This window comes from Ancylobacter tetraedralis, from assembly GCF_014195655.1.
GTDB classification, from domain to species: Bacteria; Pseudomonadota; Alphaproteobacteria; order Rhizobiales; family Xanthobacteraceae; genus Ancylobacter; species Ancylobacter tetraedralis.
In genome coordinates, this window is the sequence record NZ_JACICD010000006.1 from 90,666 (window position 1) to 110,430 (window position 19,765).

Below are 19,765 nucleotides of genomic sequence, written 5' to 3' on the forward strand. Positions count from 1 at the left end.
CGCCCGCTCGGTTCAGCCCGCGTCGATGACGGCCAGCGCAGCCGCGACGCCGGCGCCGACATCGACCTTGTGGCCGAGCGCGCCCAGCGCGCCACTGAGCGCGGTGAGCGCCACCACGGCATAGAGCGGCTGCGCGGTCGGACCCATATGGCCGATGCGGGTGAGCTTGCCGAGCGTCTCGCCGCGCCCGGAGGACAGCACGACGCCGTAGCGGGCACGCACTTCCGCCCGGAGCACGGCCTCGTCGATGCCCTTCGGCGTGCGCACGGCGGTGGCGGTGGGCGAGGCGAAGCTCTCATCGGCCGGCCAGATGGGAAGGCCCATCGCCTTCAGCCCGGCACGGCAGGCCTTGGCGGTCAGCGCATGGCGGGCCCACACCTTTTCAGGCCCCTCCGCGAGGTAGAGGTCGATGGCGGCTTCCAGCCCGTTGATCTCGGCTACCGAGGGGGTGAAGGGGAAGGGCTTGTCGGCGCGCCAGGCGTCTTCCCAGTCGAGGATCGACAGGATGGACGCGCGCGGCGCCTGCGGGTTCGCCTTCATCTTCGCCCAGGCGCGGTTGGACACGCCCAGGATCGTCAGGCCGGGCGGGCAGCCCAGGCACTTGTTGGGCCCGGTGACGAGAAGATCGATGGCGGCCGATTCAGCGTCGACCTTCATGCCGCCGAAGGACGAGACGGCATCGACCAGGAACAGCGCGCCATGCGCCTTCACCACCGCGCCGATCTCGGCGACCGGGTTGATGGTGCCCGAGGGCGTGTCATGGTGGCAGAGCGCGACCACGGTCACATCCGGCCGCGCGGCCAGCGCGCGGGCGACCGCGGCGGGATCGATCACCTCGTTATACGGCACGGCGAGTTCGACGATCTCGGCGCCCGAGCGCGCCGCCCAGGGCGCGAAGCCCTTGGAATAGACGCCCGAAACGAGGTTCAGCACCACATCGTCGCGCCCGATCAGCGACACCGCCGCCGCCTCCAGCCCGAGCACCGGCTCACCCTGCAGCAGGACCGGCATGGTCTCGCTCTTCACCACGCGGGCGAGCTTCTCCGTGACGCGCTGGTAGGTCGCCTGGAAGGCTGGATCGTAGTCATAGAGCACCGTGGCGGCGAGGCCGCGCAGCACGGCGGGATAGGCGTCGACTGGGCCGGTGGTGAGGGTGAAGACCGGCAGGTCGCTGGGCGCGTAACGCATGGTTTTGCTCTGGATGGTTATCGGGACTGCCGGTCCTTCGGTGGCGCAGCGGGCATTGCCAACCAAAACGCGACCGAAATGCCGACAATGGTTCGAGATTGGCACCACCCGTTGCCGAGAGCAACAGGCTTGGCGCCGCGAACCTTAACCCGCGCAGGGCACTGGCCGCATCGCTTTTGCCTCGGGCGCGCAGTGGCGTGGGGCCTTTGCGCCGGGGACGAGGCGGGGCGCCGTCCACAACGCCCGGGGTGTATCGGCAACCGAAGAGTGCCGCGCGGCCTCGACCAGCCGGCAACCAATATTGTAAATGGGCGATCCCGCCCGTACATTTCGCGGCGGGGCCGATCCACGCTGCCCGATCCGACAGAATCGCAGCGGCCGGCGGCTCCCACACGAGAACGGACATGACTTCGATGGACGCGATAGCGGACAAGACCGGGCGCAAGCCGCGCCGGACACCCGAGCCCCAGGGCCGCGGCGGCACCGCCGCCACCGGCGCTCGGGAACCGGCGGGCATCGAGGAACTGGTCGATTCGATTCGCGCCATTCTGGCCCGCGGCGGCAGCATGCCGCCGGAGCGGACGGTGGCCGAGGAACTGAACGTGAAGCGCCACACGCTGCGCCGCGCGCTCGGCGTGCTGCGCGCACGCGGCGAACTGGAGCCGGCACGCGCGGGCCGGCGCGCCTCGACCACGCCTGGCATCGACAGCAGCCGCAACCTCATCAACTCGACCAACCCGCTGGAGGTGATGGAACTGCGGCTGATGCTGGAGCCCTCGCTGGCGCGGCTGGCCGCGCTCCGGGCGAGCCCGGTGGAGATCGACCGCATCGTGCGCGCGGCCACCACGGCGCCGGATGCCGACCCCATCGCCGCCGACATGGTCTTCCACAAGGCCATCGCCGCCGGCGCGCGCAACGCGCTTGCCTCCGAGCTCTACGTGCTGCTGCACCGGGTCGCGAGCGACGGCCGGCTGCGCTACACCGACAGCGACGCCACGCTGGTGCCCGAGCGCGTGCGGCTGCGCGATTGCGAGCACCAGCAGATCGCCGACGCGATCGCCTCGCGCGACCCGGAAGCGGCCGAGCGGGCCATGTGGCAGCACCTCGCCACGCTGCAGCAGAAGATCATGGGCCGGCTGGCGCCCGGCGGCTCCCCGTAGTCGCCCCGCCTTCCACCTCCTTTTACCTCTCGATGACCGGCCGCCGGCGCTCCGCCGCGCGCCAACGCCCCCTCCTTGCCTGACGTCCGTGGAGAGACTGCGATGAAAACCTTCGATGTGCTGGTGATCGGCGCCGGTTCGGCGGGCTGCGTTCTCGCGGCGCGCCTGTCGGAGGATCCCGATCTCAAGGTAGGGCTGATCGAGGCGGGCGAGCACCCTTCCGATCCCGACATCGCCGATCCGCTGAAATGGCCGGTATTGCAGGATCGGCCCTATGACTGGGCCTATCGCACCGTGCCGCAGCCTGGCACGGCCGGGCGCATCCATCCCTGGCCGCGCGGGCGCATCGTCGGCGGGTCGAGCTGCCTGCACGCCATGGCGCATGTGCGCGGCCATGCGGATGATTTCGCACCCTGGGCCGCCGCCACCGGCGATGCCCGCTGGTCGCATGCCGGCCTGCTGCCGGGCTTCCGCCGCAGCGAGCGCTTCTCGAAGGGAGCGAGCGCCCAGCATGGCGACGAGGGCCCGCTCACCGTCTATCTCCCGGGCAAGGAACTGAGCCCCGTCGTGACCGCATACATGGCGGCCGGCCTCGCCCGCGGCGTGCCGTTCCTCGGCGAACACAATGCCGGCCCGCTCAACGGCGTGGCGCCGAACTCGCTCACCATCCGCGACGGTCGCCGGGTCAGCGTGGCCGACGCCTACCTGACGCCGGCACTGGGCCGGCCGAACCTGACGCTGGTCACCGGCGCGCGCGTGCACCGCCTCATCATCGAGGGCACCCGGATCACCGGCGTGCTCGTCGAGATCGGCGGCGAAACGCAAGCGATCCACGCCGGGCGCCTCCTGCTCAGCACCGGCGCCGTCGCCTCGCCGCTGCTGCTGATGCGCTCCGGCATCGGCCCGGCGGCGGAGCTGAAGGCGGCCGGCATCGCCTGCCGCGCCGACCGCAAGGACGTCGGTGGCAATCTGCACGACCATCTGCTCACCGCCGGCAATGTCTATCGCGCCCGCCGCCCGGTGCCGCCGTCAAATCTGCAGCACTCCGAATCGCTCATGTACCTCAACGCCGACGACCCCACCCGGGCGGACGGCGCGCCGGACGTGGTGCTGGGCTGCGTGGCCGCGCCGACCGTGTCGGAGTGCTTCGCCGCGCCGGCCTATGGCTCGGCCTATACGCTGCTGTCCGGCGTCACCCACCCCACCTCGCGCGGCCGCCTCGCCGTCACCGGCCCGGACCTCGACGCGCCCCCGCTCATCGATCCGGCCTACCTCGCGACCGAGCACGACCGTCGCCTGGCACGGCGCGCGCTGGAGCTGGCGCGCGAGATCGGCCATGCCAGCGCGCTGGACGACTGGCGGGCGGAGGAGATCTATCCGGGCCTCGACGTGCGCGGCGAAGAGGCGATCGACGCCTTCCTCGCCCGCGCGGTCATCACCCATCATCACCCGGTCGGCACCTGCCGCATGGGGGCGGACACCGACGCGGTGGTCGATGCCGATCTGAAGCTCAACGGCTTCGAGGGGCTGCACATCGTCGATGCCTCGGTCATCCCCACCATCACCTCGGGGCCCGTGCACGCCGCGATCCTCGCCATCGCGGAGACCTTCGCCAGCGATTTCGGCAAAAGAGACACGAGTGACGCGAGGCACGAGTGACGCGTAGCCGGCTATAGCTCCCCGGCAGGGGTGGGGGTTTTTTCGCGGGAAGGCTTGCGCGGGCCCGGGCATCCGAGTCAGATGTCGTGTCATTCCCAGCTGGAGCCGGCCATGGCCAACTATGTCAAGATCGCCGGTTTTCTGGGCGCCTGCGTCACCGGCGTGGCCCATTTCCTCGCCGATCTGCGCAAGACTCCCGCCCTCGCGGAAGAGGCTGGCTATGGCGATGTTCCGAACTTGCCGACGCCGAAGCCGACGCTGATCCCCATCATGAAGGTCGCCGCCGCCGTCGGCTGGTCGCCGGGCCAGAAGCCCTGGCCAGCGGCCGGCTTCAAGGTCGGAGCTTTCACCGACAGCCTTGCCCACCCACGCTGGGTGTATGAACTGCCGAATGGCGACATCCTCGTCGCGGAGACCGCCGCCCCGCCTTCCCCGCCCGGCGTGTTCAGCCTGCGCTGGTGGGTCATGGGCTGGGTCATGGCGCGCGCCGGCGCGGGCGTCACCAGTGCCAACCGCATCACCCTGCTGCGCGACGCGGACGGCGACGGCGTGGCGGAGATCAAGACGCCTTTCCTTGAAAACCTGTTCTCGCCCTTCGGCATGGCGCTGATCGGCGACCAGCTTTATGTCGCCAATGCCGATTCGGTGGTGCGCTTCCCCTATGTACCGGGCGCGACCCGCATCACCGCCGCGCCGGTCAAGATCTGCGACCTGCCGGCCGGGCGCAACCACCACTGGACCAAGAGCCTGGTGGCCAATAAGGCTGGCACCAAGCTCTATGTCGGCGTCGGCTCCAACTCCAACGTCGCCGAATTCGGAATGGCGGAGGAGGAGAACCGCGCCGCGATTCTCGAGGTCGACATTGCCAGCGGCGCGGTGCGCGTGTTCGCCGGCGGCCTGCGCAACCCGGTCGGCATGGACTGGAACCCGGTGACCGGCGAACTCTGGACCAGCGTCAACGAGCGCGACGAGATCGGCGACGACCTCGTGCCCGACTACATGACCTCGGTGAAGGACGGCGCCTTCTATGGCTGGCCCTATTCCTACTGGGGCGTGGTCGACACGCGGGTAAGCCCGCAGCGCCCCGACCTGGTGGCGAAGGCGATCAAGCCCGACTACGCGCTCGGCTGCCACACCGCCTCGCTCGGCCTCACCTTCGTCGACGACGACCGCTTCGGCGCGCGCTTCCGCAACGGCGTGTTCATCGGCCAGCACGGCTCGTGGAACCGCAACCCGCCCTCGGGCTACCGGGTGATCTTCATCCCCTTCACGGAGGGCAAGCCGGGCGGCGCGCCGGAGGAAATTCTCGGCGGCTTCCTGATCAACGGCAAGGCGCTCGGCCGTCCGGTCGGCGTGCTGGTCGACACGCGCGGCGGCCTCCTCGTGGTGGACGATGTCGGCGATTGCATCTGGCGCGTGACCCCTGCCTGAACGGCGGCGGGCGACACCGGGCGTTGTCGGGCGGCGCACCGGGAACGGCCCCGATCGCCGTCAGCGCAGCGCCCGGCCGAGGACGCGCAGCACGTCCGGATTCATCTGCGCGACGTTGAAGCGCATGAGATCGCCGGCCGACTGCATGACGCTGAACGCGTTGCCGGGCGCGAGAACCACCCGCTCGGCCAGCGCGGCGCGGGCCAGTTCAGCCGCGTCCCGCCCCTCCGGCAGATGGCACCAGAGGTAGAACCCGCCGCGCGGCAGGGTCCAGGCGGTGAAACCCAGCCCCTCCAGCGCGTCCAGCATTTCCCGGCGCCGCCGCGCCAGCCGACCGCGTAGCGCCGCGAGATGCTTGCGATAGCTGCCATCGCCGAGCGTGCCGAGCACGAGTTCGGCCGCCACGGGGCTCGGCCCGCCGAAACCGGTCGCCACCTGCAGGTCGAGCAGCCCCTCGATCCAGTCCGCCCGGGCGACGATGTAGCCGCAGCGTATCGAGGCGGACAGCGTCTTCGAGAAGCTGCCGATGCGGATCACGCGGTTGAGCCCCTCCAGCCCGGCAAGGCGCGGGGATGGCTCCGGCTCGAAATCGGCGAAGATCTCGTCTTCCACGATGGTCAGATCATGCGCCGCCGCGGCGGTGAGCAGGCGATGGGCGGTCTGCGGCGACAGCGTCGCTCCGGTCGGGTTATGCAGCGCGGAATTGGTGATGTAGAGGCGCGGGCGGTGGGTGGCGAGCGCCTCCATGAAGCGTGCCATGTCCGGTCCCGCTGGCGTATAGGGCACACTGACGATCTTCGCCCGGCTGGCGCGAAGCACCGTCTGGAAATTGAAATAGCAGGGATCGTCGACGAGAACCGTATCGCCCGGATTGAGCAGGAAGCGGCAGAGAAGGTCGATCGCCTGCGTGCCCGAGGCGGTGAGCAGGATCTGGTCGGTTCCCACATCGAGCCCCTCGGTCGCGCATTGGCGCGCCAGCAACTGGCGCAGCGCGGGGGAGCCACGCGTGCCGCCATATTCCGTCAGCACCCTGTCATCGGCGCGGGCGAGCGCGCGGATCGCCCGGCGGATGGCCGGCCCGGGCATCCAGTCCGCCGGCAGCCAGCCGCAGCCCGGACGCAACATGTCCGGCGGCGCATCCAGCGACTGGCGCGACACCCATAACGGATCGATCGCCCGGTCGAGCCGGGGCCCGGCATCGGCCAGGGCCACCGGCGGCACGCCGCCCGCGACGAAGAAGCCGGAACCGGCGCGCGAGCGGATCAGCCCCTCGGCGGCGAGCCGGTCATAGGCCTCCACCACGGTGGAGGGCGAGACCCGCATCTCGCGCGCGAACCGGCGAATGGAGGGCAATTTCTCCCCGGCCGTGAGGGCGCGACCCGCCAGCCGGCGGCGGATTTCGGCCATCACCGCTTCGGTGCGGGACATCGCCATGATGCGCGGCGCCAGATTGTCCGTCGCCACGGAGCCCGTGGCCACGGTGCCAGCGGCCACGGTTCCCGCCGTGCTGTCATCTGCCGCCAAATCCACCGCCTCCATGTTCCCCGCCGCCCCTTGTCGCGCGGGAACTCTTTTAACTGTATGGCTCGTCTGCGCCATACTGTTCGGCCTCACCGTATGGAAGCGTGCCTGTCGCCGCAATGCATGCCGCGCTATTGGCCGGGCGGAGCGGACAGGGTGGAGGCCGGCATGCAGCGCACGAGCGAGGGATGGGGCAGCGGCCTTATCGGCGTGCTCATCTTCAGCGGCTCGCTGCCGGCGACGCGGGTGGCGGTCGGCGGCTTCACGCCGCTGTTCCTCACCTCGGCCCGCGCGGTGATCGCCGCGCTGCTCGGCGCGGCGCTGCTGCGGGTCCTGCGCCAGCCGCGCCCGGCGCGGGCAGATCTCGCCCCGCTCGCGGTGGTGGCGCTCGGGGTGGTGGTCGGCTTCCCGCTGCTCACGGCGCTGGCGCTGCAGCACATCACATCCGCGCATTCGGTGGTGTTCATCGGCCTGCTGCCGCTCGCCACCGCGCTGTTCGGCGTGGTGCGGGCCGGGGAGCGGCCGCGGCCGGCCTTCTGGCTGTTCTCGCTGCTCGGCGCCGCCGCGGTGGCCGGCTTCGCGCTGGCCCATAGCGGGGCCGCCTCGCCCGCCGGCAATCTGCTGATGATCGCGGCGATCCTGCTGTGCGGGCTCGGCTATGCCGAGGGGGCCCGGCTCTCGCGGCGACTGGGCGGCTGGCAGGTGATCTCCTGGGCGCTGGTGCTGGCGCTGCCGGCCATGGCGGCCGTTGCCGCCCTCACCCACCCCGTGGACTGGAGCGGCATTGGCGGGCCAGCCTGGCTCGGGCTGGGCTATGTCTCGGTGTTCAGCATGCTGATCGGCTTCCTCTTCTGGTATCGCGGCCTCGCGCTGGGCGGCATTGCCGGGGTCGGCCAGCTGCAATTGCTGCAGCCCTTCTTCGGCCTGGCGCTGGCCGGCCTGCTGCTCGGCGAGCCGGTCGCGGGATCGATGGTCCTGGCGACGGGAGCCGTGGTGCTCTGCGTCGCCGGCGCCAAACGCTTCGCCTGAAGCAGCGTTTCGCCTGAGGCAGCGCTTCGCCTGAGGGCCGCCTCAGGAAACGGATGCGGGCTCATCTCCCATGCCGGCGAGGCGTGTCGAGAGCATGGTGCGGTTGGACACGTCGAGCTTCTGGAAAACGTGCAGAAGATGCGTCTTCACCGTGCCGAGGCCGATGTCGAGCGTGCCGGCAATGTCGTGGTTGGTCAGCCCGTTGCTGATCAGTTCGGCAATCTCGATCTCCCGGCCGGTGAGCCCGTAGACCACGCGCAACTGCTGCTGGCGCCGGTGATCGCGGCGGCGGGGATGGTTGCCGAGGTTGAATTCGAGATAGGGCTGCAGCGATGAGGCAATCCGCAGCGTTTCCTCGGTGATGGAAGGATCACCGGGCGCCTTGAGGATGCCGAGCCCCGCGAAGGGCTCGCCGTCGCGCCAGAACACGAAGTCGAGCACATCGCTCACCTCGCTGTCGCGCAGGTAGCCGCAATAATGCTCGAACTCGCTGGCCGGGGCGAGGTGCCGATCCTGGCTCATCGTGGCGATGCGCTTGCCCGAGGAAACGAGACGCTCGATGTTGAGCGGGTCGAACGGCTTCATGTCGCGGATATAGCGGTCGATATGGCGAAGGCCCGGTCCCACGATATCGGCCACCACCATGTGGCGTCGGTCGTCGATCCAGTACAGCACCGCCGACGACGCCTGGAACGTGCCCAGCGCGACGCCGCGTATATGGGCGACCTGCTCCTGCGCGGCGCACGGGGACACAGATCCCGACGGATGGGACATGATCTTCCTCCGTATCGAGCGAACGATCCCCGGCATCAAGCAAGAAGGCGGCCATGCGGGGGCAGCCGGCCGGGCCGCGCGCGGAGCTCACCCCGGGAAGTGGCAGCACACCTGATGGCCCGGCGCGCGCTCGGCGGGCGCCGGATCGACCTCGGCGCAGATGGCCTGCGCCCGGGGGCAGCGGGTGCGAAAGCCGCAGCCGGAAGGGCGCTCGGCGGGATTTGGCACGTCCCCGGTCAGCACAAGGCGCTGCCGCGCGCGCTCGCGCACCGGGTCGGGGATGGGAGCGGCGGAGAGCAGCGCCTGCGTATAGGGGTGCGCGGGGACGCGATACAGCCGATCGCGCGGCGCGCTCTCGACGACCCGCCCGAGATACATCACCGCCACGCGGTCCGACATGTGGCGGATGACGGCGAGGTTGTGGGCGATGAAGATATAGGCGATGCCGGTGCGCAGCTGGATGTCCTTGAGGAGGTTCAGCACCCCCGCCTGCACCGAGACGTCGAGCGCCGAGACCGGCTCGTCCAGCACCATGATGTCGGGCTCCACCGCCAGCGCGCGGGCGATGCCGATGCGCTGGCGCTGCCCGCCGGAAAAGGCGAAGGGATAGCGGTCGGCCTGCTCGGGCAGCAGTTGCACCTGCTGCATGGCGCGCACCACCCGCCGGTCGCGCTCCTCCCGCGGCAGGCCCAGCATGCGCAGGGGTTCGGCGATGTTCTGCCAGGCGCTCATGCGCGGGTTGAGGCAGGCATAGGGGTTCTGGAACACCAGCTGGATGTCGCGGCGATAGGGCCGCATCTGCGCCGCCGTCAGCCCCACCAGATCGGTGCCGCGAAAGCGGATGCGCCCCGCGCTCGGCCTCACCAGCCCCATAATGGCGCGGGCGAGGGTGGACTTGCCGCAGCCGGATTCCCCGACAATGCTCAGCGTCTCTCCCGGCTCGACCTTCAGCGACACCCCCGCCACCGCGCCGATGGCGCCGACCTTGCGCGGAAAGACGAGGCCGCGCCGAACCGGGAACTCGACCGACAGGTCCTCCACCGCCAGCAGCGGAACGTCCTCCAAGCGTGTGGCGGCGGTGCCCATCAGGCCGGCTCCTTCAGCAGCGTGGCGAGCGCGGGGTCGTTCGCGCGGTGGCAGGCCACCACCGAGCCGCCGATGCGCGTGAGGTCCGGCAGGCTCGTCCGGCACAGCGGCACGGCGAAATCGCAGCGCGGCGCAAAGGCGCAGCCGGGCAGCCGCTCGCTCAGCGAGGGTGGGGTGCCGGGAATGGCATGAAGCCGCTCGCTGACATCGTCGATCGAGGGCACGGCGGCGAGCAGGCTGGCCGTATAGGGATGGCGCGGCGCGGCGAAGAGCGGCCCGACCGGCCCACGCTCGGCGATGCGCCCGGCATAGAGCACGTTCATGCGGTCGGCGAGGCCGGCGACGAGACCGAGATCATGCGTGATCAGCACGATCGCCATGCCGCGCTCGGCGCGCAGCCGGGCGAAGATCTCGATGATCTGCGCCTGGATGGTCACGTCCAGCGCGGTGGTCGGCTCGTCGGCGATCAACAGGTCCGGGTCGTTGGCGATGGCGATGGCGATCACCACGCGCTGGCGCATGCCGCCCGAGAACTCGTGCGGATACTGGTCGAAGCGCCGTTCCGGCGCGGGAATGGCCACCGCCTCCAGCAGCGAAAGCGCCTTCTGCCGCACCTGCGCCCGCGACATCCCGGCATTGTGCAGGCGGATCATCTCGGTGATCTGCGCACCGATGGTCTTCACCGGGTTGAGCGCCGTCATCGGGTCCTGGAAGACCATGGCGAGGCGCCGGCCGCGCAGCGCCCGCAGGCGCCGCTCGGGCGCGCCGGCAATCTCCTCGCCATCGAAACGGATGGAGCCGGAAACGCCGAAATGACGCGGCAGCAGGCCCATCACCGCCAGCATGGACAGGCTCTTGCCGGAGCCGGATTCGCCGACCAGCCCCACCACCTCGCCGCGATCGACGGAAAAATCGACATTGGACACCGCCGCCCGCTCGCCGGCGCGGGTTGGGATGGTGACGGCGAGACCCTTGATGTCGAGCAGCGGCGCGGCCATGGTCAACCTCCCTGACGCGTGCGCGGATCGGCGACATCGCGCAGGCCGTCGCCCAGGAAATTGGAGGCGAGCGAGACGAGAAAGATCGCCATTCCCGGCCCGAGGGCGATCCACCAGCAATAGAAATTGGACGCGCCCTCGGCGATCATCTGCCCCCATTCCGGAGTCGGCGGCTGGGCGCCGAGGCCGATGAAGCTCAGGCCGGCGGCCAGCAGGATCACCTGTCCGACATCCATCGTCATGTTGACGAAGATCGGGCTCCAGCACAGCGGCATGATGTGGTGCGTGAGCAGGCGCGCGGGCGTGACCCCGCCGACGATGGCGGCATCGACATGGTCGAGCTTCTTCACGTTCAGCACCTGCGCCCGCATCAGCCGCGCATAGATCGGCCACCAGACGATGATGAGCGCCAGCGCGGTATTGACCAGACCTGGCCCCAGCGACGCGGCGATCGCCATCGCCAGCAGCACGGGGGGAAAGGCCAGCGTGATGTCGGCGAGCCGCATCAGCCCGTTGTCGACGATGCCGCCGAGAAAGCCGGCCAGCGCGCCGAGCGTGACCCCGATGCCAACCGCCACCACCAGAACGGCGGCGGCGATGGGCAACGAGTAGCGCGCCCCGAACAGCGTGCGCACCAGCACGTCGCGCCCCAGCGCATCGGTGCCCAGCCAGTGCGCCGCGCTGGGCGGCTGCAGGCGGCGGCCGGCGAGGTCGATCGGGTCATAGGGCGTCCAGAGCGGGATGGTGAGTGCCACCAGCACCAGCGCGAGCAGCACCACGGCCGCGAAGATCACCGGCACCTGCCGCCAGCCGAGGCGCGCGAAGAAGCTCCCGATCGCCCCGGCAAGGCGCGGGCGCGGGCGGACGTCCCGATGCATCGCCGGCCCCATCAGCATCACGTGGCCTCCCGCATGCGCGGGTCGGCCGCGGCATAGGCGACATCGGTGATGAGGTTGGCGATCAGGAAGCCGAGGCCACCAAGGATGGTCACGCCGGTGATCGCGGGATAATCGAGGCTGCGCGCCGCCTCGACCGCATAGGAGCCGATGCCCGGCCAGGAAAAGATGGTCTCCACCAGCACCGAGCCGGTGATGAGATAGGCGAAGGTGAAGCCGAGAATGGTCAATGCCGGAATCAGCGCATTGGCGAGCGCGTGGTGGACCAGCACGCGCAGCCGCGCGGCGCCCTTGGCACGCGCCATGGTGATGTAATCCTGCCCCAGCACGTCGAGCATCGAGGCCCGCACCATGCGCGCGACGATGCCCATGACCGACCAGCCCAGCACCAGCGAGGGCAGGACGAGGTGGCGTGCGGCATCGATGAAGCCCGCCACATTGCCGGCCAGCAGCGTATCGACCAGCATGAAGCCGGTCACGGTGGGCGGCGCCACCGCGCGGATGTCGAGCCGGCCGGGGCCGGGCAGCAATCGTGTCTGGACGGAGAACAGGAACAGCGCGATCAGCCCGAGCCAGAACACCGGCAGGCACGAGCCCATCAATGCCAGCAGCCGCGCGGCATGGTCGGCGAGACTGTTCTGGAACTCGGCGGAGACGATGGCCAGCGCGATGCCGCCGGCGGCGCCGACGATCATCGCGCAGATGACCAGTTCGAGCGTCGCCGGCAGCCGCTGCGCCAGATCCTTCAACACGGGCTGCTTCGTGCGGAACGACGTGCCGAGATCGCCATGGGCGAGGTTCCACACATAGATCGCGTAGCGCTCGGGCACCGAGCGATCGAGGCCCCAGCGCGCCTTGGCGGCGGCCACGACCTCGGCATTGTCGAGATTGCGCGCGCCGATGATGGAGACCAGCGGGTTGCCCTTGGTGAACTGCGCCAGCAGGAAGGTCGCCGTGACGATCCCGAGCAGCAGGAACGGCATGACCAGCAATCGCCGCACGACGACCTTCAGCATGGCGGGCTCTCAGCCTCTCACTTCTTCTCGATCTCGCCGAGCGGCAGGTTGCAGCAGGCGCTGTAGCGCACCCCGCTCACATCGTTGCGATAGGCGAGAATGAGGTTCGGGCTGACCAGCGGCAGGATGATCTTGTCGTCGATCATCTTGAGCGCGAGATCGCGATAGGCCGCCTCCTGCGCCGGCACATCGGTCGCGGCCAGCGCCTTGTGGTACAGCGCCAGCTGTTCCTTGCCGTCGAGGCCGGGCTGCTTGCCGACGCCGGCGCGGTTGGCCCAGGGCATGTCGGGCAGCATGCCGAAATACTGCACATACTGGGCGCTGCCGAAATAGTCCGGGGCGAAGAAGCCGAGCGCGAAGGGCGTGCCGGGATCGTTGATGTCGCTGATCCACACGGTGAAGGGCACCGGCTTCAGCGACAGCTTGATGCCGACCTTGCCGAGATCCTGCTGCACCTTCTGGGCAAGCAGCGACAGGTCGACGCCGTAGACGTTCATGGCCGGGAATTCGAGTTCCATCGCGAAGCCGTCGGGATGGCCGGCCTTGGCGAGGAGTTCTTTCGCCTTCTCCACATTGGTGACCGGCGCGGGCAGGTCCTTCGTGCCGGGATAGCCGTTGGGAATGGCGGAGGACTGCTCCTTGCCCTCGCCCCCCACGGTGAAGTCGATGGCGCCCTTGTAGTCGAGCGCCAGCGCGATGGCCTGGCGTACGTCAGACGTCAGCGGCACCGGCGCGCCCTTGGCCGCCGGGCTGATCGCGGCATAGACGAAATTGAACGAGGGCACCGATTTGAAGGTGGCGTCCGGCACGGAAACCGTCTTGGCCGTGTCGGGGTCGATCTGCATGGCGATATCGGCGGTGCCGGATTGCAGCATCTGCGCCTGCGTCACCGCATCGGCCGTCTGCTTCAGCACGACGCCCGGCACGCCCGGCTTCTTGCCCCAATATTTGTCGTTGCGGGCGAGGCGCAGCGCGTCGTCGGCCGTGTAGCTCTCCAGCACGAAGGGGCCGGCGCCGGCGGAATGGGCGAGGAACCAGGTGTCGGACGCATCGGAGGTCGCCGCGTCCGCATTGGCGTTGGCACCATTGGCGGCGGCGAGCTTGGCATTGATGATGCCGGTATAGGGCGCGGCGAGAATGCCGAGGAATTCCGAATTCGGCGTTTCGGTCGTGATGACCACGGTCGCCGGGTCCTTCGCCTCGATCGACTTGAGGCTGTCCATCAGATAGGCGGGCCCGCCCTTGATGTTCTTCAGCCGCTCCAGCGACCATTTCACGTCCTGCGCCGTCACCGGCGAGCCATCGGAGAAGGTGGCCGCCGGGTCGAGGTGGAAGGTGAAGGTGGTCACATCAGGGCTGACCTCCCAGCTCTTGGCGAGCATGGGGATGATGGTCTGGTTGTCGGGCGCGAGCGTCAGCAGCGTCGCATAGACCGCCGACAGGTAGATCTGGCAGGTGTCGCAATAGGCGCGGGCCGGGTCGAGCGAATTGACGTCCATCGCCCGCGCCACCACGAGCGGCCCGTCGGCGGCCGGTGCGCTCCGCACATCGAGCGGCAGGAAGAATACCGAGGCGAGCAGGGACGCGGCAAAGGACGTCGCGAGCGACGTCGCAAAGGACCTTGACGGGGCGAGGCGGGAACGTCTGGCCATGGGGCAATGTCTCCGGACGAAGGGCGGACAGGCGGAATGGATCGGCGGGAAGCGTTTCGCGGGAAGCGTCAGGCGGCGACGGGAGCCAGCGCGCGCACGGCGCGGAAGCCGAGCTCGGCCGCCTCCAGCGCCCGGGCGATGTCCGCGCCCGTATGGGCGGCACTCAGGAACATGTTGTGCTGCGGGTGGAAATAGACGCCGGCCTTGAGCGCCGCCGCGCAGAAGGCGAAGCCCTTTCGCCGATCCGCATCGTCCTCGAACAGCACCATGGGCATCTGCACCGGGCCGGTCTGGCGGAGCGGGATGGCGTAGCTGGCGCTCAGCGCGGCCAGTCCCTCGCGCAGCGCGGTGCCCATCGCTTCCATATGGGCGATGGCGTTGTCGCGGCGCAGGATGGTGAGCGTCGCCACCGCCGCCGCCATCGACACCGCCCCGCACCAGAAGGAGCCGGTGGTGAAGATCGACTGCGTCGCCGCGCGGAACCGGTCATTGCCGGTCACGGCGGAAAGCGCGTAGCCGTTGGCGATGGATTTCGACCAGGCGGAGAGGTCCGGGCGCACGCCCACCCGCTCCCAGCTGCCGCCGAGGTCGAGGCGAAAGCCGGCGCGCACGTCGTCGACGATCAGCGCCGCGCCGGCCGCATCCGCCGCCGCACGCGCGGCCTGCGCGAAGGCGACCGTCGGCAGTTCCTGGTCCTGGCCATAATCGTGGCGGAAGGCGCTGGCGATGATGCCGGCCAGGTCGCCGCCGGCCGCCTCCACCGCCGCGTTCAGGCTGTCGACATCGTTATAGGTGTAGGTGAGAATATGCGCGCGGTCCTCGCTGGTGACGCCGACCAGGGAGGGCGAGCACCACGGCACCGCGCCGTGATAGGCGCCCTGGGCGACGAGAATCTTGCGCTTGCCGGTGCCGGCGCGGGCGATGGTGACGGCGGTGGTGGTCGCGTCCGTGCCGTTCTTCTCGAACTGCGCCCAGTCGGCATGCGGGATCAGCTCGACCATGAGTTCCGCGAGTTCCACCATGGCCTGCGCCGGGCCGTTCATGGCATCGCCCTTCTGCAGCTGGGCGAGCGCGGCGGCGTCGACTTCACCGTGGTGGTGGCCGAGGATGACCGGCCCCCAGCTGCACATGAAGTCGAGATATTCGTTGCCGTCGACATCCCACAGCCTGGCGCCCTCGGCGCGGGCGAAGAACTGGGGGTAGCCCTCGGGCAGATCCTTGGCGTGCATGTGCCCCCACATGCCACCGGGAACCACGCGCAGCGCCCGCTCCCGCAACGCGCGATCCAGCGAGTTGGTCATTTTCGCCTCTTGCCTGTGCATGCCTAGAATTCAGCCGCAAGGGTGCGCAGGCGAGGACGGTGCGTCAATCTACCGAAAGTAAGACCCGCCGCCGAAACCGGTCGCGCGTGTCAGAATGGCCTGACGGATCGCCGCAACAATTCGGTATGTTGATGCAGTCGATGCAGGAGCAGAGGATCCGATGGCGGCTTTCCAACCCCGTCCCGCCGACGCCCTCGTGGTGGTCGACCCGCAGAACGATTTCTGCCCCGGCGGCGCGCTGGCGGTGGCCGGCGGCGACGAGATCCTGCCGGGCATCAACAGGCTGAGCGCGCAATTCCCGCTGGTGGTGGTGACGCAGGACTGGCATCCGGCCGATCACACATCCTTCGCCAGCAACCATGCGGGAGCGGCACCGTTCAGCACCCTTGCGATGCCCTATGGCCCGCAGATCCTGTGGCCGGACCATTGCGTGCAGGGCACGGCCGGCGCCGAATTTCACCCCGTCCTCCACGATGGCGCGCTGCGCCGCGCCCATCTCATCCTGCGCAAGGGCTGGCACCGGAGCGTGGATTCCTATTCCGCCTTCTTCGAGAACGATCACCGCACCCCGACGGGCCTTGCCGGCTATCTCCGCGACAAGGGCGTGCGGCGCTGCGTGTTTGTCGGCCTCGCCTATGATTTCTGCGCCGCCTGGTCGGCGCTCGATGCGGTGAAGCTCGGTTTCGACGCGGTCATCATCAAGGAACTGTCGCGCGCCATCGCCCTGCCGCTCGGCGAGGGGGGCACCACCGAGGATGCCGCCGAGCGCGATTTTCACGCCGCCGGGGTGCAGGTGGTCATTTCCCTGTGATGGGCCCTGTGCTGGTGCGGGGGTAGCTCCCCAGATGAGGCGCTACCCGCAATCAGGCGCGCAAAGGACAACCCATGAAGATCGATCTCTCGGGCAAGACTGCCCTCGTCACCGGCTCCACCGAGGGCATCGGTTTCGCCATCGCCAAGGGGCTCGATGAAGCCGGCGCGAGCGTGGTGATCAACGGACGCACCGAGCCCAAGGTGGCGGCGGCCGTGGCGAAGCTGGGGCCGAAGGCGCGCGGGCGCGCCATTGATCTCGCCACGCCCGAGGGGCTGGCCGCGCTGGTTGCCGCCGAGCCCGCCTTCGACATCGTGGTCAACAATCTCGGCATCTTCCAGCCGGTGGACTTCTTCGCGGCGGACGACGCGGTGTGGGACCGGCACTGGCAGGTGAATGTGATGAGCGGCGTGCGTATCGCCCGCGCCTATCTGCCCGGCATGGCGGCGAAGGGGTGGGGGCGCATGCTCTTCCTCGGCTCGGAATCCGGCTACAACATCCCCGTCGAGATGATCCATTACGGGGTCAGCAAGACCGCCGACGTCTCGCTCGCCCGCGGCCTTGCCAAACGCATGGCCGGCACGGGGGTGACGGTCAATTCGATCCTGCCGGGCCCTACTCTGTCCGAGGGTGTGGCGGAAATGCTCAAGGACGAGGTGGCCAAGGGCAAGACGCTCGAACAGGCGGGCATCGACTTCGTCAAGGCGCACCGGCCCTCCTCCATCATCGGCCGGCCCGCCACGGTGGAAGAGGTCGCCAACATGGCGGTCTACATCGCCTCGCCGCTTGCCTCCGCCACCACGGGCGCCGCGCTCCGGGTCGATGGCGGGGTGGTCGAGTTCATCGTCTGACCTTCCCGGCGCGGGCGGTTGGTGGCGCTCTCCGGCAATCGGGCGGAACAAGGCACCCCAACGTATGGGTCCGGCAACCGAACGGGCGATTCCGGAGCGGCAGGCCAGCCCCTAGCCTTGGTCCCATCGAACGGGTGCGGCGTGCCGCGGCACCACCTCACCCGCCGGCTCCACGCCCGGCGGGGAGAGGTTGGCGGCGCACGGCCCGACATCGCCCAAGGAGCCCGACCATGGACCAGCAGCATTCCGGCACCGCGCTCGCGCCCGGCCAAACGGCGCCGGACTTCACCCTGCCCGCCACGCCCGACCAGAACCTCTCGCTCTCGGACCTCAAGGGGGCGCCGGTCATCCTCGCCTTCTACCCCGCCGACTGGAGCCCGGTCTGCGGCGACCAGATGGCGCTGTACAACGAGGTGCTGCCGGAGTTCCGCCATTTCGGGGCGCAGCTGGTGGGCATATCCACCGACGGCGTGTGGTGCCACAGCGCCTTTGCCGCCGAGCGCAAGCTGCATTTCCCGCTCCTGGCCGATTTCGAGCCGAAGGGCGGGGTCGCGCGCGCCTATGGCGTCTACCGCGCTCATGAGGGCACGTCGGAACGCGCGCTCTTCGTCATCGATGCCGCGGGCAAGATCGCCTGGAGCCACGTCTCGCCGGTGGGCATCAATCCCGGTGCCGACGGCATACTCGGCGCGCTGGACGAGATGGCGGCCCACTCGCCGTCCACGGGAGCCGCGTCATGAGCCAGCTCAATCCGCCGGTGAGCACCGACGACCATGCCGCCGGGCCTGAGGATGCGCCCGTCACGCTGGTCGAATATGGCGATTACGAATGCCCCTATTGCGGCATGGCCTACCCGGTGCTCAAGGCGCTGCAGGAAGCGCTCGGCAGCCGGCTTCGTTTCGTGTTCCGCAATTTCCCGCTCACCGAGGCCCATCCGCACGCCTCCCGCGCGGCGGCCTTCGCCGAGGCGGCGGCGTCGATCGGCAAGTTCTGGGAAGCCCATGACATGCTCTACGAGCACCAGGACGCGCTCGATGACCGCAGCCTTCTCGCCTATGGCCACGCGCTCGGGCTGGATCGCGCCGTCGTGCTCGCCGCCTTCGAGGGGGCGTATGACGAGAAGATCCGCCGCGACTTCCGCGGGGGTCTGCGCAGCGGCGTGAACGGCACGCCCTGCCTGTTCATCAACGGCCAGCGCTATGACGGCCCGGTCGACCTCGACACGCTGGTCGACACCATCGAGCGGCTGGGCGACAGCTATGCCTGAGCGCCCGCGCTCCCCGGCTTCAGCCGCAGCGCCAGCGCCTCGATGAACAGCCGAACCTTGGCGGGCACCAGCCGGCGACTGGGATAGACCGCCCAGAGGGCGAGCGGTTCGGGGGTGGCATCGTCAAGCGGGATGGCGCGCAGCCTGCCCTGCGCGAGATCCTCCCGCACATTCCATTCCGAGAGATTGGCGATGCCCAGCCCGCCGAGGCAGGCTTCGTGGATGGCATCGATGGAATTGGTGGTGAAACGGCCGGCGAGCCGGACGACATGATTGCCCGTCGCGGTGTCGAAGCTCCATTGCGGCTGGGCGATGCTGGTCAGGCAGGCGTGGCGCGACAGGTCCGCCAGCGTGGCCGGCGCGCCGAAGCGCTCGACATAGGCGGGCGACGCCACCAGCCGGCGCGGATTGTCGGCGAGCCGCCGCGCGATGAGCGTGCTGTCGCCGAGTTCGGCGATGCGGATGGCAAGGTCGATGCCCTCGGCGACGATGTCGACCAGCGCGTCGGTCAGCCGCAGCTCCACCTGAACCTCGGGATGCGTCGCCATGAACTGCGCCACCAGCGGGGCCAGCACCTGCCGGCCGAAGGCCAGCGAGGCGCTCACCCGCAGAAGTCCGCGCGCGCCGGCAGTCGCGCCGCGCACGCTCGCCAGAGCCGCGGCCTGCTCCTCCACCAGCGCGCGGGCATGCGGCAGGAAGACCAGACCCTCGTCGGTGAGCGAGAGCGCCCGCGTGGTGCGGTGGAGCAGCCGCACCCCGAGTTCGTCCTCCAGCGCGGAAATCAGCCGCGTCGCCTTCATCGGCGACAGGCGCAGCCTCCGCGCCGCCTCCGCCAGGCTGCCGGCGGTGACGGTCTCGATGAGCAGGGAGAGAGCGGCGAAATCCATTCTAACGAAATCCGATACGACTGAAGATCAAAGAACAGAACTATAACAAAACTGCCGCCCGTCTATCTGTAACCCAACCCAACCCACTTTCCCCCGCCACTTTTTCGGCCGGGGCCGGGAGACTTCCCATGTCCATGCAGAACACGCTCGGCGGCGAGCGGTCGACCAAAGCCGCCCCACCCAAGAAGGCCGATGCCAAGCCGTCGGCCGCCGGCGC

At 69.5% G+C, this 19,765-nt stretch carries 18 protein-coding genes; 8 read left to right on the top strand and 10 right to left on the bottom strand.

All coding sequences use genetic code 11. The features are described 5' to 3' along the window. Positions 1 to 12 precede the first annotated feature (12 nt). Complete coding sequence (gene ppaT / locus FHS55_RS15870) at positions 13 to 1,188, bottom strand: pyridoxamine--pyruvate transaminase (RefSeq protein ID WP_183190760.1); 1,176 nt, start codon at positions 1,186 to 1,188, stop codon at positions 13 to 15. Between the two features lie 404 nt (positions 1,189 to 1,592). On the opposite strand from ppaT, the gene FHS55_RS15875 reads away from it, so the two are divergent. From FHS55_RS15875 to FHS55_RS15885, 3 genes are all read left to right on the top strand, one after another. Beyond that, a complete protein-coding gene (locus FHS55_RS15875; RefSeq protein WP_183190761.1) occupies positions 1,593 to 2,348 on the top strand; it encodes a FadR/GntR family transcriptional regulator in 756 nt (251 codons plus the stop codon). 102 nt (positions 2,349 to 2,450) lie between these two features. Continuing rightward, complete coding sequence (locus FHS55_RS15880) at positions 2,451 to 4,007, top strand: GMC family oxidoreductase (protein WP_183190762.1); 1,557 nt, start codon at positions 2,451 to 2,453, stop codon at positions 4,005 to 4,007. Between the two features lie 111 nt (positions 4,008 to 4,118). Further along, positions 4,119 to 5,438: a PQQ-dependent sugar dehydrogenase gene (locus tag FHS55_RS15885; protein WP_183190763.1), complete on the top strand. Its 1,320-nt coding sequence runs from the start codon at positions 4,119 to 4,121 to the stop codon at positions 5,436 to 5,438. Positions 5,439 to 5,498: 60 nt separating this feature from the next. Here the strand turns inward: FHS55_RS15885 and FHS55_RS15890 are convergent, their stop codons facing one another. Continuing rightward, a complete protein-coding gene (locus tag FHS55_RS15890) occupies positions 5,499 to 6,845 on the bottom strand; it encodes an aminotransferase-like domain-containing protein (RefSeq protein ID WP_183190953.1) in 1,347 nt (448 codons plus the stop codon). A gap of 282 nt (positions 6,846 to 7,127) precedes the next feature. Between FHS55_RS15890 and FHS55_RS15895 the strand changes: the two genes are divergently transcribed. Further along, positions 7,128 to 7,988 (top strand): DMT family transporter, encoded by an 861-nt coding sequence (locus tag FHS55_RS15895; RefSeq protein ID WP_183190764.1) that lies wholly within the window; start codon positions 7,128 to 7,130, stop codon positions 7,986 to 7,988. Between the two features lie 42 nt (positions 7,989 to 8,030). Here the strand turns inward: FHS55_RS15895 and FHS55_RS15900 are convergent, their stop codons facing one another. The 7 genes from FHS55_RS15900 to FHS55_RS15930 all read right to left on the bottom strand — a co-directional run bounded on the left by FHS55_RS15900 (position 8,031) and on the right by FHS55_RS15930 (position 15,711). After that, a complete protein-coding gene (locus tag FHS55_RS15900; RefSeq protein WP_183190765.1) occupies positions 8,031 to 8,762 on the bottom strand; it encodes a helix-turn-helix domain-containing protein in 732 nt (243 codons plus the stop codon). 87 nt (positions 8,763 to 8,849) lie between these two features. Then, the gene (locus FHS55_RS15905; protein ID WP_183190766.1) at positions 8,850 to 9,848 is read right to left on the bottom strand and encodes an ABC transporter ATP-binding protein; all 999 of its coding nucleotides are present in this window, start codon (positions 9,846 to 9,848) and stop codon (positions 8,850 to 8,852) included. Next, a complete protein-coding gene (locus FHS55_RS15910; RefSeq protein ID WP_183190767.1) occupies positions 9,848 to 10,846 on the bottom strand; it encodes an ABC transporter ATP-binding protein in 999 nt (332 codons plus the stop codon). The genes FHS55_RS15905 and FHS55_RS15910 overlap by 1 nt, the downstream gene beginning before the upstream one ends. A gap of 2 nt (positions 10,847 to 10,848) precedes the next feature. Then, a complete protein-coding gene (locus FHS55_RS15915; protein WP_425485828.1) occupies positions 10,849 to 11,736 on the bottom strand; it encodes an ABC transporter permease in 888 nt (295 codons plus the stop codon). A gap of 5 nt (positions 11,737 to 11,741) precedes the next feature. Continuing rightward, positions 11,742 to 12,758 carry an ABC transporter permease gene (locus FHS55_RS15920; protein ID WP_183190768.1) on the bottom strand — a complete coding sequence of 339 codons (1,017 nt, stop codon included), beginning with the start codon at positions 12,756 to 12,758 and terminating at the stop codon, positions 11,742 to 11,744. Between the two features lie 17 nt (positions 12,759 to 12,775). Then, on the bottom strand, positions 12,776 to 14,410 hold the full coding sequence (locus FHS55_RS15925; RefSeq protein ID WP_183190769.1) for an ABC transporter substrate-binding protein: 1,635 nt from the start codon (positions 14,408 to 14,410) through the stop codon (positions 12,776 to 12,778). A 68-nt stretch (positions 14,411 to 14,478) separates the two neighbouring features. Further along, positions 14,479 to 15,711, bottom strand: a complete 1,233-nt coding sequence (locus FHS55_RS15930) for an aminotransferase class III-fold pyridoxal phosphate-dependent enzyme (RefSeq protein ID WP_183190770.1) — start codon at positions 15,709 to 15,711, stop codon at positions 14,479 to 14,481. Between the two features lie 181 nt (positions 15,712 to 15,892). On the opposite strand from FHS55_RS15930, the gene pncA reads away from it, so the two are divergent. From pncA to FHS55_RS15950, 4 genes are all read left to right on the top strand, one after another. Next, on the top strand, positions 15,893 to 16,543 hold the full coding sequence (gene pncA / locus FHS55_RS15935) for a bifunctional nicotinamidase/pyrazinamidase (protein ID WP_183190771.1): 651 nt from the start codon (positions 15,893 to 15,895) through the stop codon (positions 16,541 to 16,543). 74 nt (positions 16,544 to 16,617) lie between these two features. After that, positions 16,618 to 17,394, top strand: coding sequence for an SDR family NAD(P)-dependent oxidoreductase (locus FHS55_RS15940; RefSeq protein ID WP_183190772.1), 777 nt, complete (start codon positions 16,618 to 16,620; stop codon positions 17,392 to 17,394). 230 nt (positions 17,395 to 17,624) lie between these two features. Then, a complete protein-coding gene (locus FHS55_RS15945) occupies positions 17,625 to 18,134 on the top strand; it encodes a redoxin domain-containing protein (RefSeq protein ID WP_183190773.1) in 510 nt (169 codons plus the stop codon). Next, complete coding sequence (locus FHS55_RS15950; protein ID WP_183190774.1) at positions 18,131 to 18,661, top strand: DsbA family protein; 531 nt, start codon at positions 18,131 to 18,133, stop codon at positions 18,659 to 18,661. Before FHS55_RS15945 ends, FHS55_RS15950 begins: the two co-directional genes overlap by 4 nt. Here FHS55_RS15950 and FHS55_RS15955 read toward each other — a convergent pair. Beyond that, positions 18,652 to 19,548: a LysR family transcriptional regulator gene (locus FHS55_RS15955; RefSeq protein WP_183190775.1), complete on the bottom strand. Its 897-nt coding sequence runs from the start codon at positions 19,546 to 19,548 to the stop codon at positions 18,652 to 18,654. The genes FHS55_RS15950 and FHS55_RS15955 overlap by 10 nt on opposite strands. Positions 19,549 to 19,765 lie beyond the last annotated feature (217 nt).

Bases quoted from the DNA above. Each gene is read 5' to 3' on its own strand.
- ppaT (WP_183190760.1), bottom strand. From the start codon at position 1,188: ATGCGTTACGCGCCCAGCGACCTGCCGGTCTTCACCCTCACCACCGGC.
- FHS55_RS15875 (WP_183190761.1), top strand. From the start codon at position 1,593: ATGACTTCGATGGACGCGATAGCGGACAAGACCGGGCGCAAGCCGCGC.
- FHS55_RS15880 (WP_183190762.1), top strand. From the start codon at position 2,451: ATGAAAACCTTCGATGTGCTGGTGATCGGCGCCGGTTCGGCGGGCTGC.
- FHS55_RS15885 (WP_183190763.1), top strand. From the start codon at position 4,119: ATGGCCAACTATGTCAAGATCGCCGGTTTTCTGGGCGCCTGCGTCACC.
- FHS55_RS15890 (WP_183190953.1), bottom strand. From the start codon at position 6,845: ATGGCCGAAATCCGCCGCCGGCTGGCGGGTCGCGCCCTCACGGCCGGG.
- FHS55_RS15895 (WP_183190764.1), top strand. From the start codon at position 7,128: ATGCAGCGCACGAGCGAGGGATGGGGCAGCGGCCTTATCGGCGTGCTC.
- FHS55_RS15900 (WP_183190765.1), bottom strand. From the start codon at position 8,762: ATGTCCCATCCGTCGGGATCTGTGTCCCCGTGCGCCGCGCAGGAGCAG.
- FHS55_RS15905 (WP_183190766.1), bottom strand. From the start codon at position 9,848: ATGGGCACCGCCGCCACACGCTTGGAGGACGTTCCGCTGCTGGCGGTG.
- FHS55_RS15910 (WP_183190767.1), bottom strand. From the start codon at position 10,846: ATGGCCGCGCCGCTGCTCGACATCAAGGGTCTCGCCGTCACCATCCCA.
- FHS55_RS15915 (WP_425485828.1), bottom strand. From the start codon at position 11,736: ATGGGGCCGGCGATGCATCGGGACGTCCGCCCGCGCCCGCGCCTTGCC.
- FHS55_RS15920 (WP_183190768.1), bottom strand. From the start codon at position 12,758: ATGCTGAAGGTCGTCGTGCGGCGATTGCTGGTCATGCCGTTCCTGCTG.
- FHS55_RS15925 (WP_183190769.1), bottom strand. From the start codon at position 14,410: ATGGCCAGACGTTCCCGCCTCGCCCCGTCAAGGTCCTTTGCGACGTCG.
- FHS55_RS15930 (WP_183190770.1), bottom strand. From the start codon at position 15,711: ATGACCAACTCGCTGGATCGCGCGTTGCGGGAGCGGGCGCTGCGCGTG.
- pncA (WP_183190771.1), top strand. From the start codon at position 15,893: ATGGCGGCTTTCCAACCCCGTCCCGCCGACGCCCTCGTGGTGGTCGAC.
- FHS55_RS15940 (WP_183190772.1), top strand. From the start codon at position 16,618: ATGAAGATCGATCTCTCGGGCAAGACTGCCCTCGTCACCGGCTCCACC.
- FHS55_RS15945 (WP_183190773.1), top strand. From the start codon at position 17,625: ATGGACCAGCAGCATTCCGGCACCGCGCTCGCGCCCGGCCAAACGGCG.
- FHS55_RS15950 (WP_183190774.1), top strand. From the start codon at position 18,131: ATGAGCCAGCTCAATCCGCCGGTGAGCACCGACGACCATGCCGCCGGG.
- FHS55_RS15955 (WP_183190775.1), bottom strand. From the start codon at position 19,548: ATGGATTTCGCCGCTCTCTCCCTGCTCATCGAGACCGTCACCGCCGGC.